This is a genomic window from Catenulispora pinisilvae, from assembly GCF_015356865.1.
GTDB classification, from domain to species: domain Bacteria; phylum Actinomycetota; class Actinomycetes; order Streptomycetales; family Catenulisporaceae; genus Catenulispora; species Catenulispora pinisilvae.
Window position 1 is genome coordinate 1 of the sequence record NZ_JAAFZA010000207.1, and the last position, 18,564, is coordinate 18,564.

Here is an 18,564-nt window from a genome sequence, read left to right on the forward strand (position 1 = left end):
TAAATCCCCAGCCCGGCCCGCTCCGCCCCCAACGTCGAGTCGTTCCCGCGCGCCGGATACACCCATGTCTCGTCGGGCAGCCCGGCCAGCGCCCCGGTCAGCAGCTCGCCCGGGGTCGGCCCGTGCGGCTCGGAGCCCGACAGGCAGTCGCCGGTGAACAGGTGCGGGTGCCCCTTCGGGTCGTCGTACAGCAGCGCCACCGCGCCCGGGGCGTCGCCGGCCAGGTGCATCGCGGTCAGCAGGGAGCGCCCGAGCCGGATCTCGTCCCCGTCCAGCAACGGCACGGCGGTCGGGACGTCGATCGCGCCCGCGTCGTAGGCGCCGGCCATCGTCACCGCGCCGGTGGCGGCCGCCACCTCGGCCAGCGCGCGCCAGTGGTCGCGGTGCCGGTGGGTGGTGACGACGGCCGCCAGCGAGCCGTTGACCAGCTGGATCAGCGCCGGGGCGTCGTCGGCGGCGTCGATGAGCACCTGCTCGCCGCTGTCCCGGTCGCGCAGCAGGTAGCAGTTGGCCGCCTTCGGGCCGACCGCGATCTTGGTGACGATCAGCTGCGCGAGCTCGTGCACGGCCGGCGGGCCGCCGACGTGGACGATGCCGTGGTAAGTCATCTCGGGCGCTCCTTTCAGACCTTCTGCTCTCGCCCCCGGCGGGTCGGGGGCTGAAGCCTCTGCCTCAGCCCCGGCTTCAGCCCCTGCCAGAGGCCGGGCCTCAGCCCCTGCCTCTGCCTCAGCCCCAGGACGGCAGCTTGGGCAGCGGCCCGCGGCCGCCGGCCGGGATCACCGCGACCAGCCCGTCCCCGGAGGCCCGGCCCAGCAGCCAGCCCAGCAGAGCCCGCTTCGGCCCGCGCACCACGACCACGGCCTTGTCCTCGGGGTCGGCCTTCACCCCGTAGACCGTGTCCTCCTCCTCGACGTCCAGCCGCAGGGCCGGGGTGTCGGCGCGGCTGCCGAAGCGCTCCAGGGTTTTGGCGAACCAGTCGTCGGTGAACGCGTCCGACCAGTGCGCCGGGGTGAAGTCCGCGTCCAGGTCCACGTGGTGGATCAGCAGCTCGCCGAGCCGCTTGCCGGGAACCTCGTAGGCGCTGATGGGCTCGGCCCCGACGGTGCGGTACACCAGGGTGTCCCAGTGGCCGGCGGCCTGCGCGCCGGCGAAGGCCTCGGCGAACCGTCCGGCGGATTCGCGCAGGTCGGCCAGGTGCTCGGCGACCGGCCGGGAAGAGCCGGCCTCGATGTCGGCGTTGCGCTTGTCGTTGGATTCGTACATCGGCGTGACCTCACCGGTCGCCGCGCTGTTGAGCAGGTTGGACAAGCCGTCGGCGTTGCGGGCGATGTGCGTCAGTACGTGCCCCCGGGTCCAGCCGTCGCACAGTGAGGGCTGGCGCAGCTCCTCGTCGGTGAGTTCGGCGACGGTGGTCAGCAGGTGCGCGGTGGCCTCGGTGATCTGCTCGAGGTCCGCGGCGGCGTCGAAGGAGGCGGGGATGGCGGGTGATTCGGTCACAGCGGTAACTCTTCCGTACCGGCCGCCCCAGTGCCACACAGATGACGCTTCGATCGCCTGTCGGATTCGGCGCGAGCGCCGGAAACCGGAACTTGTCAGAGCCCCCGTCTAGCATCAGTGCGAGTCATGTCTCCAGGAAGGTTTCACTAGTGGATCGGCTGATCGTCCGCGGCGCGCGGGAGCACAACCTCAAGGACGTCTCGGTGGATCTTCCCAGAGACGCCCTCATCGTGTTCACCGGCTTGTCCGGCTCGGGCAAGTCCTCCCTGGCGTTCGACACGATCTTCGCCGAGGGCCAGCGGCGATACGTGGAGTCGCTGTCGGCGTACGCCCGCCAGTTCCTCGGGCAGATGGACAAGCCCGACGTCGACTTCATCGAGGGGCTGTCCCCGGCGGTGTCGATCGACCAGAAGTCGACCTCGAAGAACCCGCGCTCGACCGTGGGCACCATCACCGAGGTGTACGACTACCTGCGTCTGCTCTACGCCCGCGCCGGCCGGCCGCACTGCCCGGTCTGCGGCCGCCCGATCGCCCGGCAGAGCCCGCAGCAGATCGTGGACCGGGTGCTGGAGTTGGAGGAGGGCACCCGCTTCCAGGTCCTGGCCCCGGTGGTGCGCGAGCGCAAGGGCGAGTACGTCGACCTGTTCGCCGAGCTCCAGACCAAGGGCTTCAGCCGGGCCCGGGTGGACGGCGTCGTGGTGCAGCTGACCGAGGCGCCGACGCTGAAGAAGCAGGAGAAGCACACCATCGAGGTGGTGGTGGACCGGCTCTCGGTCAAGGCCAGCGCCAAGCGCCGGCTGACCGACTCGGTGGAGACCGCGCTCCAGCTCGGCGGCGGCATGATCACGCTGGAGTTCGTCGACCTGGCCGAGGACGACCCGAACCGCGAGCGCATGTACTCCGAGCACCTGTACTGCGTCTACGACGACCTCTCCTTCGAGGAGCTGGAGCCGCGCTCCTTCTCCTTCAACTCCCCCTTCGGCGCCTGCCCGACCTGCTCGGGACTGGGCGTGAAGCTGGAGGTGGACACCGAGCTGGTGATCCCGGACCCGGACAAGGCCCTGGCCGACGGCGCGATCACGGTCTGGCAGACCACGGGCATGGGCGCCAGCTGGTGGGGCCACATCCTGAACTCGCTGGGCCAGGAGATCGGTTTCGACGTCCACAGCCCGTGGCGGCAGATCCCGGCCAAGGCCCAGAAGATCATCCTGGAGGGCTACAAGAAGAAGCTGACCGTCCGGTACACCAACCGGCACGGCTCCAAGCGCTCCTGGGAGGTCACCTACGAGGGCGTCAAGCCCTGGGTCACCCGGCGCTACGCCGAGGCGGACACCGACAGCGCCCGCGATCGCCTGGCCGGCTACATGCGCGAGGTGCCCTGCGAGGCCTGCGACGGCACCCGGCTCAAGCCGGTCATCCGCGCCGTCACCCTGGGCGGGGAGCGCACCGAGGGCGGCCGCTCGATCGACGAGATCTGCGCGCTGCCGGTCGGCGAGTGCGCGCAGTACCTGCGCGGGCTCGTCCTCAGCGACCGCGAGGCGCAGATCGCCGCCCGGGTGCTCAAGGAGGTCAACGAGCGCTTGCAGTTCCTGGTCGACGTCGGCCTGGACTACCTGTCGCTAGACCGGGCCAGCGCCACCCTGGCCGGCGGCGAGGCCCAGCGGATCCGGCTGGCCACCCAGATCGGCTCGGGCCTGACCGGCGTGCTCTACGTGCTCGACGAGCCCTCGATCGGCCTGCACCAGCGGGACAACCACCGGCTGATCGAGACCCTGATCCGGCTGCGCGACCTGGGCAACACCCTGATCGTGGTGGAGCACGACGAGGACACCATCGCCATCGCCGACTGGGTGGTGGACATCGGCCCCGGCGCCGGCGAGCACGGCGGGCAGGTCGTGGTCTCCGGCACCGTGGAGGAGCTGCTGGCCTCGGCGGACTCGCTGACCGGCCAGTACGTCTCCGGGCGGCGCCGGATCGAGATCCCGGCGATGCGCCGGCCGATCGACGCCAAGCGTCGGCTGGTGGTGCGCGGCGCGCGGGAGAACAACCTGCGCGACATCGACGTGGCCCTGCCGCTCGGGGTGTTCGTCGCGGTCACCGGCGTGTCCGGCTCCGGCAAGTCCACGCTGGTCAACGACATCCTGTACGCCACGCTGGCCCGCGAGCTGAACGGGGCGCGCACCGTGCCCGGCCGGCACACCCGGGTGGACGGCGTGGACCTGCTGGACAAGGTCGTGCACGTCGACCAGTCGCCGATCGGCCGCACCCCGCGCTCCAACCCGGCCACCTACACCGGCGTGTTCGACCACATCCGCAAGCTGTTCGCGAACACCACCGAGGCCAAGGTCCGCGGCTACCTGCCGGGCCGGTTCTCGTTCAACGTCAAGGGCGGCCGCTGCGAGAACTGCCAGGGCGACGGCACCATCAAGATCGAGATGAACTTCCTGCCGGACGTGTACGTGCCCTGCGAGGTCTGCCACGGCGCGCGCTACAACCGGGAGACGCTGGAGGTCCATTTCAAGGGCAAGAACATCGGCGAGGTCCTGGACATGCCGATCGAGCAGGCCGCGGAGTTCTTCGAGGCGGTCCCGGCGATCGCCCGGCACATGCAGACGCTGGTCGACGTGGGCCTGGGCTACGTGCGGCTGGGCCAGTCGGCGACCACGCTGTCCGGCGGCGAGGCGCAGCGGGTGAAGCTGGCCGCCGAGCTCAAGCGCCGGGCCACCGGCCGGACCGCCTACGTGCTGGACGAGCCGACCACCGGTCTGCACTTCGAGGACATCAACAAGCTGCTCGGGGTGCTCCAGCGGCTGGTCGACCAGGGCAACTCGGTGATCGTGATCGAGCACAACCTGGACGTCATCAAGACCGCCGACTGGCTGGTCGACATGGGCCCGGAGGGCGGCCGGGGCGGCGGCACCGTGGTCGCGCAGGGCACGCCGGAGGACGTGGCGAAGGTCGAGGCCAGCTACACCGGACAGTTCCTGGTGCCGATCCTGACCGGCGAGGCGAACGCCGCCACCGCCGCGCTGACCGCGGCCCAGGCCCGTAAGCCGAAGGTCGCCGAGGCGATCGAGGCGGCGAAGCGGAGCAACGCGCCGAAGGCCGTCGTGGCGGCAGGGGCGAAGGCGGTCGCGGCGAAGAAGACTCCGGCTAACACCCCGGCCAAGGCGCCGGCTGCCAAGAAGGCCCCGGCGGCTAAGAAGGTGCCGGCCAAGAAGGCCGCGGCGAAGAAGTAGGACCGCGCCCGCTCTCAGTAACAGGGCGGTTCGCGGAACAGGGCGAACCGTGGGGCAGAGTGATCCGCGGAACAGGGCGATCCGCTCGGGCCCGTGCCAGTCGGCACGGGCCCGGCGTGTTTCTCGGCGGGCTTTTTGCCGCGCTTGGTCCCTTACCGGGGCCCTGTCGAGAGTTCTCACAGACCGGCATGATGGACTACTGCCCATGTCTGAAGATCTTGAGGTCGAGTCGGGGCCGGACCGCCGGTCCATCATGAAGGCCGCCGCATTCGTCGTGGTGCCGGTGGCCGGGGTGGGGGCGGTCGCGGCGTGCGCGAGCAGCAACTCCTCGTCGGGGGGTTCGGGGGGCTCCTCGTCCGTCAACGGGACGGTCACCGTGGCCTCCTCCTCGGTCCCGGTCGGCGGCGGGTTCGTCGACCAGAACAACAACATCGTGGTGACGCAGCCGACGGCCGGGCAGTACAAGGCGTTCAGCGCCATCTGCACGCACCAGGGCTGCACGGTCGGCGGTGTGACGAACAACCGGATCGTCTGCCCCTGCCACCAATCGGTCTTCAGCGCCACGGACGGCTCGGTGATCAACGGCCCGGCCACCCGGCCGCTGTCGCCGATGGACGCCGCGCTCAACGGGACCAACGTGGACGTCACCAGCTCGGCGAAGTGAAGCTCTGCCGCCCTATGCCCGGTCGCGCCCCACGGCCGGGCGCAGTCGTGACCATCGCCGCAGCTAACAAAGAAACATCCTGACATTACCCCTGATCGAGCGAACCCCCTCGTCTTCAGCGCCCCGGCGCGGGCACCGATACCCCTAGTGATCGTGCTCGCCGACCACCAGACAAGGGAGAACGCCACAGTGAGCATTCGCAGGTTCCGCAGGGTCTTCGCCGTCGGGATGACGTTGATCGGGGCGGCGCTGCTCGGCGCCGGGCCGGTGGCGGCGAGCGGCGGTCCGGGCGGGTCGTCGGCCGGCCCGGGCTCCGGCGCCGAACGGACCACCGCCACCAGCCCCACGCACAAGGACGCCGGCGCCGTCGCGGCCCCGATGGCCATCACCCTGTGCCACAGCTACGGCACCTACCTGGGCCTGGGCCTGCGCCGCGTCGCCGCCGGCAAGAACCTCCTGGTCGTCGAGGTCTGCGGCGACCCGGCCAAGCGCACCGTGAGCATGGTCCGCGACAGCTACATCAAGGTGGACGGGCCGCAGGCCAGCAGCCTGCGCTTCCACTGGCGCTGGGCGGACGCCAAGGGCGCGGTCAAGGGCGGCGGGGACGACGACAACGGCGCCTTCGTCCTGGGCGCGCAGAGCGAGAACACCTTCGCGTGGCCCTACTCCCAGCCGGTCGCGCCGCTCGCGCCGGCCGCGCGCTGCGTCGTCGGCGTGCTGAGCGAGGGCAGCACGCAGTTCGTCACCGAGCCGGTCTGCCTGTAGCCGGGCCGGCGGGCCGCAAGGGAAGGGATGGCCCGCGAGGGAGGGGATGGCCGGGACATGCCCCGGCCATCCCGGCGTGTCCCCCCGGCCGCGTAGGCTTTCCCTGTGGCAGACCCGGCAACCTATCGCCCGAAGACCGGCGAGATCCCGACCTCGCCCGGCGTCTACAAATTCCGCGACCCGCACGGTCGGGTGATCTACGTCGGCAAGGCCAAGAACCTGCGCTCGCGGCTGAGCAGCTACTTCCAGGACCTGGCCAACCTGCACGTCCGCACCCAGACCATGGTCACCACCGCGGCCGCCGTGGAGTGGACGACGGTCAGCACCGAGGTCGAGGCGCTCCAGCTGGAGTACACCTGGATCAAGCAGTTCGAGCCGCGCTTCAACGTCAAGTACCGGGACGACAAGTCCTACCCGAGCCTGGCCGTCACGGTCGGCGAGGAGTACCCCCGCGCGCAGGTCATGCGCGGTCCCAAGCGCACCGGCGTCCGGTACTTCGGCCCCTACTCCCACGCCTGGGCGATCCGGGAGACGCTGGACTCGCTGCTGCGCGTCTTCCCGATCCGCACCTGCTCCTCCGGCGTCTTCAAGCGCGCCGCGCAGACCGGCCGGCCGTGCTTACTCGGCTACATCGGCAAGTGCTCGGCGCCGTGCGTCGGCCGGGTCAGCGCCGAGGAGCACCGGGAGATCGTCGAGGACTTCGTCACCTTCATGGCCGGCCGCACCGACCGGTACATCAAGGGTCTGGAAGAGGAGATGAAGGAGGCTGCGAAGGACCTGGAGTTCGAGAAGGCGGCGCGACTGCGCGACGACCTCCAGGCCTTGCGGCAGACCCTGGAGAAGAACGCCGTCGTGCTCGGCGACGGCACCGACGCCGACGTCATCGCGCTGGCCGAGGACTCGCTGGAGGCCGCGGTCCAGGTGTTCCACGTGCGCGGCGGGCGGATCCGCGGGCAGCGCGGCTGGGTCGTGGACCGGGTCGAGGACGTCGACACCGCCGGCCTGGTCGAGCACTTCATGCAGCAGCTCTACGGCTCCGAACAGGGCGAGCAGGGCGTGGACACCGAGACCGTGCCGCGCGAGATCCTGGTCCCGGAGCTGCCCGGCAGCCTGGAGGCCATAACGGAGTGGCTGGCCGAGCGGCGCGGCGCCAAGGTCGAGGTCCGGGTCCCCAAGCGCGGGGACAAGGCCGCGCTGATGGAGACCGTCGCGCAGAACGCCAAGCAGGCCCTCGTGCTGCACAAGACCCGCCGGGCCTCGGACCTCACCACGCGCTCGGTGGCCTTGGGGGAACTGGCCGAGGCGATCGGCATGGACCAGGCCCCGCTGCGCATCGAGTGCTATGACATCTCCCACCTTCAGGGCACCAACGTGGTGGCCTCCATGGTGGTCTTCGAGGACGGCCTGCCGCGCAAGAGCGAATACCGCCGGTTCACGATCAAGGGCTCGGACGAGAACGGCGCCACCAACGACGACGTCCGCAACATGCACGAGGTGATCACCCGCCGCTTCAAGGCCTTCCTCAAGGAGCAGGAGGAAGAGAAGCTGATCGACGCTGAGTCTTATCTAAATGCAGGAACAGGGGAGCGCAAGAAGTTCGCCTACCCGCCCCAACTGGTGGTGGTCGACGGCGGCCAGCCGCAGGTCGCGGCGGCCGCGCGGGCCCTGGCCGACCTGGAGATCAGCGACGTCACGCTGGTCGGGCTGGCCAAGCGTCTGGAGGAGGTCTGGCTGCCCGACGATGACGACCCGGTCCTGCTCCCGCGCAGCTCGGAGGGCCTGTACCTGCTGCAACGGGTCCGGGACGAGGCGCACCGCTTCGGCATCGCCTTCCACCGGCAGAAGCGTTCCAAGTCGATGGTGGCCAGCGCGCTGGACGATGTGCCGGGCCTGGGGGAAGTACGGCGCAAAGCGCTGTTGGCGCACTTCGGAACTTTACGCAAACTGCGTGCGGCCCAAGTGGCAGAAATCGCCGAAGTGCCTGGTATCGGCCCTGCCACCGCCCTACAGATCCACTCGGCGCTGGCAGAGCTTCCGGCAAGTCGTGCGGTGAACGCCGCAACAGGTGAGATCCTGGAGGGGGGAGAGAGCAGGACCGGGCCGGACGAGGAGTGACGGGCGTGAGGGAGAACAGACCGGGCGAGCAGGACGCGCAGCAGGAACCGGAACAGGTCCAGACGGAGCCGCAGGGCCTCGCCGACGACGCTGACGGATCCGAGGCGGCGCCGGACGGCCCGCATGCGCCGGAGCTGGTGATCGTCACCGGCATGTCCGGGGCCGGCCGCTCCACCGCAGCCAAGATTTTCGAAGACCTCGGCTGGTATGTCGTGGACAACCTGGCGCCGACGCTGATCGCGCCGATGGTGGACCTGGTGATGCGCGAATCGCGCAGCACCGACCGGCTGGCCTTCGTGGTGGACGTGCGCGGCCGGGCGTTCTTCGACACCCTGCGCAGCACCCTGGACGAGCTGGACTCGGCCGGGCTGAACCACCGCATCGTGTTCCTGGAGTCCGAGGACGACGTGCTGGTGCGCCGGTATGAGGGCGTGCGCCGGCCGCACCCGCTGCAGGGCGAGGGCCGGGTCACCGACGGGATCGAGCGCGAGCGGGAGCTGCTGCGCGAGCTGCGCGGCGAGGCCGACCTGGTGATCGACACCTCGGCGCGCAACGTGCACGAGCTGCGCACCGCGATCGAGTCCGCGTTCGGCGACTCCGACGACGTGCCGCTGCGGGCCACCGTGATGAGTTTCGGATTCAAGTACGGGCTGCCCGTCGACGCCGACCTCGTCGCGGATGTACGGTTCTTGCCAAACCCGCACTGGGTGCCCGAGCTCCGTCCGCGCACGGGTCAGGACCCTGAGGTGAGCGGGTACGTGCTGTCCCAGCACGGGGCCAAGGAGTTCCTCGACCGGTACGCGGAGGTACTGAATATCATCACCGAGGGATACCGCCGCGAGGGCAAGCGCTACATGACCCTGGCGATCGGCTGCACCGGCGGCAAGCACCGCAGCGTCGCGATGTCGGAGCAGATCGCCGCGCGGCTGTCCGCCGAGGGCGTGGACACCGTGGTCGTGCACCGCGACATGGGTCGCGAGTGACGGCCGCTGATCGGGCGGCATCCAGGCGGGTCATAAAGAACGAGGTGGTTCCGACCATCTCGGGAAACCTGTTCCGGCCGGAGACACCGGCTCCGCGGATGCAGGCACCGGGGCCGATGTACGGCGCCGGGGCGGTGGCCGGCGGTTCGGCGAGCCCGTTCGCCGTGGCGGCATCGGGGGCATCGTCGGCTGATTCCGGTGCCCCGACGGCTCAGGTGCCGATGGTCGGCGCCGCGGCCGCCGCGGCGAACTGGGCGGAGCCGGCCCTGGAGGACGCCCCGACCGTGGAGTTCAAGGCGTTCAACAACGCCTCCGACGGCCGGCCGGCGCCGCGCGTCGTCGCCCTGGGCGGCGGCCACGGCCTGTCCGCGACCCTGGCCGCGCTGCGCACCGTCACCGACGCCCTGACCGCGGTCGTCACCGTCGCCGACAACGGCGGCTCCTCCGGCCGCATCCGCCGCGAACTCGGCGGCCTGCCGCCCGGCGACCTGCGGATGGCGCTGGCCGCGCTGTGCGGCGACGACGAGTGGGGCCGCACCTGGGCCGACGTGCTGCAACACCGCTTCGGCGGCCCGGCCGAGGGCGGGCTGCACGGGCACGCGGTCGGCAACCTGCTCATCGCCGCGCTGTGGGAGCGGCTCGGCGATCCGGTGCGGGCCCTGGACTGGGTCGGGCGGCTGCTCGGCGCGCGGGGCAGGGTCCTGCCGATGTCGACGGTGCCGCTGGAGATCGAGGCGCTGGTGGCCGGCGCCGACCCGGCCGATCCCGGGGCCACCGGGGTGATCCGCGGACAGCACGAGCTGGCGGTGACGCCGGGCCGGGTGCTCTCGGTGCGGCTGAGCCCGCCGGAGCCGCCGGCCGCGCCCGAGGCCGCGGCCGCGATCCGGGCCGCCGACTGGACGGTGCTGGGGCCGGGCTCCTGGTTCACCAGCGTCATCCCGCACCTGCTGGTGCCCGAGCTTTCGGCGGCGCTGGCCGAGACCTCCGCGCGCAAGCTGCTGGTCTTCAACCTCTCGCCGCAGCCCGGCGAGACCGACGGGTTCTCCGCCGAGCAGCACATCGAGGTGCTCGCCGACCACTGCCCGGGCCTGCGCCTGGATCTGGTGCTGGCCGACGAGATGTCGTGCGGGGCGCCGCGGGTGCACGGGCCGTTGGAGAAGGCGGCGGCCGCGCTCGGGGCGCGAGTGGTGCTGGCTCCGCTGGCCGCTCCCTATCGGGCCGGGGACAAGAGCCCGCGGCACGACCACGCTTTGCTGGCGCGGGCTTTCCGGGGCGTGTTCGCCGGGCACTGATCACCCTTCGCGATGCCCTGATCACCCTTCACAGTGCCCTGCCCACCCTTCAGAGTGCCTTGACCATCTTTCACAGCACTCTGACCACCCTTCAGAGTGATTGTCACGGTGGGTGTGGCGCAGCATACTGACTGGTCGGTAACCATCGGTGCTTACCAGTCTTATGAGGGGTCTGCCATGCCGCGCTCGCCGAAACTCCGCAGGACTGTCTTCTCCGCCGCCTTGGCGCTCGCCGCCGCGGCCGCCGCCACGGTCACGGCACCGGCCCAGGCCAGCGCCGCCGGGTTCCACAAGTACGTGGCGCTCGGGGACTCCTACACCGCGGTCGGCAACCTGCTGGAATCGGCCGGCGGGCCGCTGGGGTGCTTCCGCAGCAGCGTGAACTTCCCACACGACCTGGCCGCCGAACTGCACATCGGCACCCTGGCCGACGCCTCCTGCGGCGGCGCCGTCACCGCCGACATGACCGGCCCGCAGTCGGTCCTCGGCGGCACCAACCCGGCGCAGTTCGACTCCCTGACCCCGGACACCGACCTGGTGACCGTCGGCATCGGCGGGAACGACATCGGGTTCGGCGACATCGTGACGACCTGCGGCGAGCTGTCGGTGTCCAACGTCTTCGGCGACCCGTGCCACCAGCACTTCACCTCCGGCGGCACCGACCAGCTCGCGGCCCGGATCGACGCGCTGGCGCCGACCATCCAGAACGTGCTGCGGGGGATCCACCAGCGCGCGCCGCACGCCACGGTCGTGGTCGTCGGCTACCTGCCGGTCCTGCCGGCCGGCGGCGGCTGCTGGCCCAGCGTGCCGGTCGCGGTCGGCGACGTGCCGTGGCTGCACGGGATCCAGCAGCAGCTGAACGACATGCTGGCGCGGGAGGCCGCGCAGAACGGGGCGCTGAGCGTGAACCCGAACGGCGTGACCGGGCGCGATGCCTGTCAGTTGCCCTGGACCCGGTGGGTGGAGCCGGTGATCCCGGCCCAGCCCGCCGCTCCGGTGCATCCGAACCCGGCCGGGCAGCAGGCGGTCGCGAACATGATCGCCGGGCGGCTGGGCAGCTGAAGCGCGCGCCGGTCGGTGGCCGGGCCCGCTCCAAGCGGCGGAACCACCGACCGTCCCCGCACCGTCTATCCCATAAGACCCGACCCGCATATCGCGGCGCCCTTGCCCCGTTAGGCCGAACGAGCGTCATCCAACCTCGTGAATGCCGCTCGCGGAAGCACCCGGCGCCGGTGTGCGTTGGCTAGGGTGGACCGGCAACGCAGAACGGTTCCAGCTCGGCACTCTGAGCTGCGAGGACAGGCGAAAAAGGGGTAGCGGCGCGATGGCGATGACGGCGGCGGTCAAGGACGAGCTGAGCCGCCTGGCGGTGACCAAGCCCTGCTGTCGCAAGGCCGAGGTGGCCTCGGTGTTCCGGTACGGCGGCTCCCTGCACATCGTCTCGGGGCGGATCGCCATCGAGGCCGAGCTCGACACCGGGGCCGCCGCCCGGCGGCTGCGCAAGGACATCTGGGAGGTCTACTCGCACCGCGCCGAGCTGCTCATCCAGTCGCCCGGGGGCTTGCGCCGCGGGCACCGCTACCAGCTGCGGGTGAGCGCCGGCGGGGAGGCGATGGCCCGGCAGATCGGGATGGTCGACGGGCAGGGGCGCCCGGCCTTCGGGTTACCGCCCTACCTGGTCAACGGCCCGCTGTGCGACTGCGAGGCGGTGTGGCGCGGGGCCTTCCTGGCCCACGGCAGCCTCACCGAGCCCGGCCGCAGCTCGGCGCTGGAGATCAACTGCCCGAACATGGAGTCGGCGATCGCGCTGGCCGGGGCCGCGCGCCGGCTCGGCATCCCCGGCGCCAAGCACCGCGAGGTGCGCGGCAGCGATCGGGTGGTGCTGCGCGACGGCGACGCGATCAGCGCGCTGCTCACCCGGCTCGGCGCCCACGAGGCGGTGCTGGCCTGGGAGGAGCGGCGGATGCGGCGCGAGGTGCGGGCCACCGCCAACCGGCTGGCCAATTTCGACGACGCCAATCTGCGCCGCAGCGCCCGCGCGGCGGTCGCGGCCGGGGCCCGGGTCTCGCGGGCGCTGGACATCCTGGGCGAGGACGCTCCCGAGCACCTGGCCGCCGCCGGCCGGCTGCGCCTGGACCACAAGCAGGCCTCGCTGGAGGAGCTGGGCACGCTGGCCGACCCGCCGCTGACCAAGGACGCCATCGCCGGGCGGATCCGCCGGCTGTTGGCAATGGCCGACCGCCGGGCGTTCGAGTTGGGGGTGGACGGGACCGACGTTCCCCCCGCACAGGCATACGGACTCCAGTCCGTTTCGCTGCGGGAGGAGTCGGCCGGACCGCGCCTGGGCCTCCCGGCGCAGGCCGGGGCCTTCTCCGTCGAGCCGGTCGCTCAGACGTCCGACGACCTACCGACGAGTACGGATTCTGCGATCGTCTCGCAGGTCGGGCCGGGTGCGATGTCTTCCCCGGGTTCGCGATAGGCTCGTGATCGTGCGCGGTTCGCATCTGGACTAGCCAGCGAATCGTCATGGTATGCGTCGACTTCCGTCCGGGTGTGAACAAGGCGCCCGGCAACCTGAAGGGAACCCTGCGACAGTGACCGTCCGGGTAGGCATCAACGGATTCGGCCGTATCGGCCGCAACTTCTTCCACGCGATCGTCGCCTCGGGTGCTGACGTCGAGGTCGTGGGGATCAACGACCTCGCTGCCGCCCCGATCCTGGCGCATTTCCTGAAGTACGACTCGATCCTGGGCCGGTTCGACGGCACCATCGAGGCCACCGACGGCGAGCTCGTCGTCAACGGCAGGACCATCAAGGTGCTCTCCGAGCGCGACCCCGCGGCGCTGCCGTGGAAGGAACTCGGCGTGGACGTGGTCGTGGAGTCCACCGGCCTGTTCACCAACGGCGACGACGCGCGCAAGCACATCGAGGCCGGGGCCAAGAAGGTCATCATCTCCGCGCCCGCCACCAATGACGACGTCACCATCGTGATGGGCGTCAACCAGGACAAGTACGACGCGGCGAACCACGCCATCATCTCCAACGCCTCCTGCACCACGAACTGCCTGGCCCCGCTGGTCAAGGTCCTGCTCGACGAGTTCGGCATCGAGCGCGGCTACATGACCACGGTCCACGCCTACACCACCGAGCAGCAGCTGCTCGACCAGATCGCGCTGACCCGCAAGGGCACCATCGACCTGCGCCGCGCCCGCAGCGCCCCGCAGTCGATCATCCCCACCTCCACCGGCGCGGCCAAGGCCATCGGCCTGGTCATCCCGGAGGTCAAGGGCAAGCTCGACGGCTTCGCGATGCGGGTGCCGGTGCCGACCGGCTCGGTCACCGACCTGACGGTGGACCTGGGCCGGCAGACCTCCAAGGAGGAGATCAACGCGGCGTTCAAGAAGGCCGCCGAGACCGGTCCGCTCAAGGGCTTCCTGAAGTACACCGAGGACGAGATCGTCTCCCGCGACATCGTCACCGACCCGCACAGCTGCATCTTCGACAGCAAGCTGACGATGGCCAACGGCAACCAGGTGAAGGTCGTCGGCTGGTACGACAACGAGTGGGGTTACTCCAACCGCCTCGTCGACCTGGTCGCTTACGTCGGCGCCTCGCTGTAGCCGCACGTAGCCGCACCTAAGAACCCGTGCCCGCACGAGTCCCGTCTCCGGGCTCGTGCGGGTTCTTCGTTGAAAGAAGAAGAATCTATGAAGACCCTCGACGACCTCGAAGTCGCCGGTAAGAAGGTCCTGCTGCGCTCGGACCTGAACGTCCCGCTGGACGGGGCGCGCATCACCGACGACGGCCGGATCCGGGCCTCGGTCCCGACCATCAACGCGCTGCTGGACAAGGGCGCCAAGGTGATCATCACGGCGCACCTGGGCCGCCCCAAGGGCGAGCCGGACCCGAAGTACAGCCTGGCCCCGGTGGCCAAGCGGCTCGGCGAGCTGCTGGACGTCCCGGTCACCTTCGCCACCGACACCGTCGGCCCCTCGGCGCAGGCCGCCGTGGCCGCGATGCCGGAGCGCTCGGTGGTGCTGCTGGAGAACGTCCGCTTCAACGCCGGCGAGACGGCCAAGGACGACGCCGCCCGCGGCGCGTTCGCCGCCGAGCTCGCCGCCCTGGCCGAGGTGTTCGTCTCCGACGGCTTCGGCGCGGTGCACCGCAAGCACGCCTCGGTCTACGACATCGCCAAGCTCCTGCCGGCCGGCGCCGGTCTGCTGATCCAGGCCGAGCTCGCGGTGCTGAAGAAGCTCACCGAGGACGTCGCCCGCCCCTACGCCGTCGTCCTGGGCGGCTCGAAGGTCTCCGACAAGCTCGCGGTCATCGCGAAGCTGCTGGAGCGGGCCGACAGCATCCTGGTCGGCGGCGGCATGGTCTTCACCTTCCTGAAGGCGCAGGGCTACGAGGTCGGCCGGTCGCTGCTGGAGGAGGACCAGATCGAGACGGTGCGCGGCTACCTGCGGCGCGCGGCCGAGCGCGGCGTGGAGTTCGTGCTGCCGGTCGACATCATCGCGGCCACCGAGTTCTCCGCCAGCGCCGACCACGAGGTGGTCTCGGCCTCGGAGATCCCGGCCGACCGGCTGGGCCTGGACATCGGCCCGGAGTCCGGGAAGCTGTTCGCCAACAAGCTCTCGCACGCCAGGACCGTGTTCTGGAACGGCCCGATGGGCGTGTTCGAGATGGAGCCGTATGCCGGCGGCACCCGCGCCGTCGCCCAGGGCCTGATCGACTCCGGCGCGTTCACCGTGGTCGGCGGCGGCGACTCGGCCGCCGCGGTGCGCCAGCTGGGCTTCGACGAGTCCTCGTTCGGCCACATCTCCACCGGTGGCGGGGCGAGCCTGGAATACCTGGAGGGCAAGAAGCTGCCGGGTCTGGACGTCCTCGAGGAAGGGAACTGATTCTTCATGGCTGAGCGTAAGCCGCTGATGGCCGGCAACTGGAAGATGAACCTCAACCACCTGGAGGCGATGAAGCACGTCCAGGAGCTGGCGTTCTCGCTGAACGACAAGGACTACGACGCGGTCGACGTCGCGGTCCTGGTCCCGTTCACCGACATCCGCTCGGTCCAGACCCTGGTGCAGGGCGACAAGCTGCGGATCCAGTACGGCGCGCAGGACGTCTCCGAGCACCCCAAGGGCGCCTACACCGGTGACATCTCCGCGCCGATGTTGGCCAAGCTGGACTGCCAGTACGTGGTGGTCGGGCACTCCGAGCGCCGGCAGTACCACGGCGAGACCGACGCGCTGGTCGCGGCCAAGGCCGTGGCCGCCCGCAAGCACGGGATCACGCCGATCGTCTGCGTCGGCGAGCACCTGGACGTCCGCAAGCAAGGCGTGCACGTCGACCACTGCGTGCAGCAGACCCGCGGCTCGGTCGCCGGACTGACCGCCGAGCAGGTCCAGGCCTCGGTCATCGCCTACGAGCCGGTCTGGGCGATCGGCACCGGCGAGGTCGCGACCCCGGAGGACGCGCAGGAGGTGTGCGGGGCGATCCGCGCCGAGCTGGCCGTGCTGTTCGACGAGAGCGTCGCGGCGAACACGCGGATCCTGTACGGCGGCTCGGTGAAGGGCGCCAACGCCGCCGAGCTGATGGCGCAGCCGGACATCGACGGCGCGCTGGTCGGCGGGGCGTCACTGGACGCGGCCGATTTCACGCGGATCGTGCGTTTCCGGGATTTTGGCAAGACACAGCCCACCGTTGCCGCTGGCTGAGCACCGGTTCCATTGCGTAAGGTATGGGGCGGGGTGCTCTGGCATCCCGTCCCTGTCCTTATCCGAAAAGCGAGTGGACCGCCGAAGTGACTCTTTACCAGTGGATCGTCGCTGCAATCCTGGCCTTGACCAGCTTGTTGCTCATCATGTCGGTGCTCCTGCACAAGGGTAAGGGCGGTGGCCTGTCCGACATGTTCGGCGGCGGCGTGTCCGGCGGCCTGCAGGGCTCCTCGGTGGTGGAACGGAACCTGGACCGGATCAGCGTCGTCCTGTCGATCGTCTGGATCACCTGCATCGTGGCCCTCGGGTTGATGTACAAGCACAACTTCTAGGCGCGGCACCAGGGCAGATTCATGGATCTGCGGGCGTCCGACCGGACTTGATTCCGGGCGGGCGCCTTTTTTTGGGCGACTTTTTGGTCGGCGGTGCGTCGGGTGGCGCGTCGGGCAGCGCGTCTTGTCTTGTCGGGCGTCGCGGCTTGACCCTCACATCGCGTGAGGGCTCACAGTGGACGCATGGACGACGTAGACGCCATGGACGCCATGGACGACGAGTACACGGTGGGCAGCGCCGCCGAACTGGCCGGGTTGTCGGTGCGGACGCTGCGCTATTACGACGAGATCGGGCTGGCCCGGCCCAGCAGCCGCAGTGCCGGCGGTTACCGGCTGTACACAGCAGCTGACTTGGCGATGCTCCAGCGCGTCGCCTTCTACCGGGAGCTGGGACTGGACCTCGGCGATATCGCCTCGATCCTGGGCGACACCGAGGCCACCGACGAGGACCACCTGCGACGCCAGCGTGAGCTGACCGAGCAGCACATCTCCCGCTACCGCGAGATGCTGGCACTGATCGACAAGGAGCTGGCAGCCCGGGCCGCCGGAATCGCTTTGACCCCGGCCGAGCGGCGCGCGGTGTTCGGCGAGGGCCGCTTCCTGGACCGGCTGCTGGACCACGCCGAACAGACCCGGCAGCAGTGGGGCGACACTCCCGAACACACAGAGCGGCAACGCCGCACCGCGCGCTACGGCGAACAGGACTGGCAGCGCCTGCGGACCGAACTGGCGGCCATCAACCAAAGCTTGGCCGACGCCATGGCGCGGGGCGTCCCGGCCACGGACCCGGCGGCGATGGAACTGGCGGAGCAGCTTCGGCTGCACACCGATCAGTGGTTCCACGACTGCGGCCACGAGGCCCACCGCGAGCTGGCCGAGCACTACCGAGCCAATCGGCGGAGCGGGCGTAACTACGACGAGATGGTGGCGGGGTTGTCGCGGTATGTTCACGACGCGATCGTCGCGAACTGTGCGCGGGCTGCGGCGGGGGCGATTGGGTGACTTGCTGCGCTGACCTGCCGTGCTGACCTGCCGTGCTGACCTGCCGTGCTCACTTGCCGTGCTCACCTGCCGTGTTGACTCGCCGCGCCGGTCATGTGCGGTCGGGTTGTTGGATGCGTGTGCTCCGGGGACTTCCACTTCCACTTCCACCCGGCTGACCCGCCGCCTCGATCAGTCGCCGTCGCCGAGGAACTCCAGCATCGCGGCCAAGAACTCCGGACTACCAGCGGCCTGTTCGTGATTGCCGGGCACGGACACCTTGGTCGCCCGGGGCAGAGCCGCGACCAGCGCGTCTACTGACTCGGCCCGCTCATCCTCGGTGCCCATCACCACCAACGTCGGCACCTGGACCCGCGCGAGGTCTTCCGCAGGCGTCGGGGCCAGCGACTCCAAGACGTGCAGCAACGCCACAGGATCCTGGTCCCCGGAACGGAACCAGCTGGCGAAACGCTCATCCGGCGACCCGGGCTCGAACGGCTCGGTCGCATCCACGATCCGCCGCAGCATCCTGCCCACCCCACCACCGAAACCCAGCACCTGCTGCATCCCCTGCCCCCCGGCCACCGCACGCCCCGGGGCAGCGCCTCGCACCAGGAGCCGGATCACGATACGGGCGCCGAGCGAGTAGCCGCCGAGATCGTAGTCCTCGAGACCGAGATGCTTCAGCAGCGCGAAGGTGTCGTCAGCCAGGACGTCGGCCGGGTAGAAGGCGGCGTCCTGCGGCTTGGCACTACTGCCGTGGCCCCGGAAGTCAGGCAGGATCACGCGGTGGCCACGGGCGGCGAACGCCTCGGCGTGGCCGTGGTGCAGCCACTGGGTGCCGTTTCCGAGGGCACCGTGGAGCAGGATCAGGGGTCTGCCTTCGCCGACCTCGCGGTAGGCGAGGCGCGTGCTGTCAGGAGCGGGGAAGTAGGACACTGCGGGTTCGGGTGCGGGCATGTGCCGGAGCGTATACCTGGTG

15 protein-coding genes and 1 pseudogene are annotated in these 18,564 nt (G+C 70.4%); 13 read left to right on the forward strand and 3 right to left on the reverse strand.

The annotated features are described in order from the left end of the window. The coding region (locus IZR01_RS37725; RefSeq protein ID WP_194900162.1) for an MBL fold metallo-hydrolase at positions 1-608 on the reverse strand (608 nt) is incomplete at its 3' end. Positions 609-726: 118 nt separating this feature from the next. Beyond that, positions 727-1,497 (reverse strand): maleylpyruvate isomerase family mycothiol-dependent enzyme, encoded by a 771-nt coding sequence (locus IZR01_RS37730; protein WP_194926645.1) that lies wholly within the window; start codon positions 1,495-1,497, stop codon positions 727-729. Positions 1,498-1,646: 149 nt separating this feature from the next. Between IZR01_RS37730 and uvrA the strand changes: the two genes are divergently transcribed. The 13 genes and pseudogenes from uvrA (at position 1,647) to IZR01_RS37795 (ending at position 17,603) form a co-directional block, all read left to right on the forward strand. Beyond that, complete coding sequence (uvrA, locus tag IZR01_RS37735; protein ID WP_194926646.1) at positions 1,647-4,736, forward strand: excinuclease ABC subunit UvrA; 3,090 nt, start codon at positions 1,647-1,649, stop codon at positions 4,734-4,736. Positions 4,737-4,941: 205 nt separating this feature from the next. Next, positions 4,942-5,400, forward strand: coding sequence for a Rieske (2Fe-2S) protein (locus IZR01_RS37740; protein ID WP_194926647.1), 459 nt, complete (start codon positions 4,942-4,944; stop codon positions 5,398-5,400). A 189-nt stretch (positions 5,401-5,589) separates the two neighbouring features. Further along, positions 5,590-6,165: a hypothetical protein gene (locus tag IZR01_RS37745; protein WP_194897191.1), complete on the forward strand. Its 576-nt coding sequence runs from the start codon at positions 5,590-5,592 to the stop codon at positions 6,163-6,165. 105 nt (positions 6,166-6,270) lie between these two features. Next, on the forward strand, positions 6,271-8,280 hold the full coding sequence (gene uvrC / locus IZR01_RS37750; protein ID WP_194926648.1) for an excinuclease ABC subunit UvrC: 2,010 nt from the start codon (positions 6,271-6,273) through the stop codon (positions 8,278-8,280). 5 nt (positions 8,281-8,285) lie between these two features. Further along, positions 8,286-9,263 carry an RNase adapter RapZ gene (rapZ, locus tag IZR01_RS37755; protein ID WP_194926649.1) on the forward strand — a complete coding sequence of 326 codons (978 nt, stop codon included), beginning with the start codon at positions 8,286-8,288 and terminating at the stop codon, positions 9,261-9,263. A gap of 44 nt (positions 9,264-9,307) precedes the next feature. Continuing rightward, positions 9,308-10,555, forward strand: a complete 1,248-nt coding sequence (locus IZR01_RS37760) for a gluconeogenesis factor YvcK family protein (protein WP_323746537.1) — start codon at positions 9,308-9,310, stop codon at positions 10,553-10,555. Positions 10,556-10,732: 177 nt separating this feature from the next. After that, the gene (locus IZR01_RS37765) at positions 10,733-11,617 is read left to right on the forward strand and encodes an SGNH/GDSL hydrolase family protein (RefSeq protein ID WP_194897194.1); all 885 of its coding nucleotides are present in this window, start codon (positions 10,733-10,735) and stop codon (positions 11,615-11,617) included. A 262-nt stretch (positions 11,618-11,879) separates the two neighbouring features. Continuing rightward, positions 11,880-12,830, forward strand: a pseudogene (gene whiA / locus IZR01_RS37770) (DNA-binding protein WhiA); the annotation flags it as partial. A gap of 319 nt (positions 12,831-13,149) precedes the next feature. Beyond that, positions 13,150-14,175: a type I glyceraldehyde-3-phosphate dehydrogenase gene (gene gap / locus IZR01_RS37775; protein ID WP_194897196.1), complete on the forward strand. Its 1,026-nt coding sequence runs from the start codon at positions 13,150-13,152 to the stop codon at positions 14,173-14,175. Between the two features lie 87 nt (positions 14,176-14,262). Next, entirely contained in the window at positions 14,263-15,456 is a 1,194-nt protein-coding gene (locus IZR01_RS37780) for a phosphoglycerate kinase (protein WP_194926650.1), read from the forward strand. A 6-nt stretch (positions 15,457-15,462) separates the two neighbouring features. Next, complete coding sequence (tpiA, locus tag IZR01_RS37785; protein ID WP_194926651.1) at positions 15,463-16,269, forward strand: triose-phosphate isomerase; 807 nt, start codon at positions 15,463-15,465, stop codon at positions 16,267-16,269. A gap of 86 nt (positions 16,270-16,355) precedes the next feature. Further along, entirely contained in the window at positions 16,356-16,601 is a 246-nt protein-coding gene (secG, locus tag IZR01_RS37790; protein WP_194897199.1) for a preprotein translocase subunit SecG, read from the forward strand. Between the two features lie 183 nt (positions 16,602-16,784). Continuing rightward, positions 16,785-17,603, forward strand: coding sequence for a MerR family transcriptional regulator (locus IZR01_RS37795; RefSeq protein WP_194926652.1), 819 nt, complete (start codon positions 16,785-16,787; stop codon positions 17,601-17,603). Positions 17,604-17,774: 171 nt separating this feature from the next. On the opposite strand, the gene IZR01_RS37800 is transcribed toward IZR01_RS37795, so the two are convergent. Further along, a partial coding sequence (locus IZR01_RS37800; RefSeq protein WP_228561055.1) for an alpha/beta fold hydrolase occupies positions 17,775-18,564 on the reverse strand: 790 nt, incomplete at its 5' end.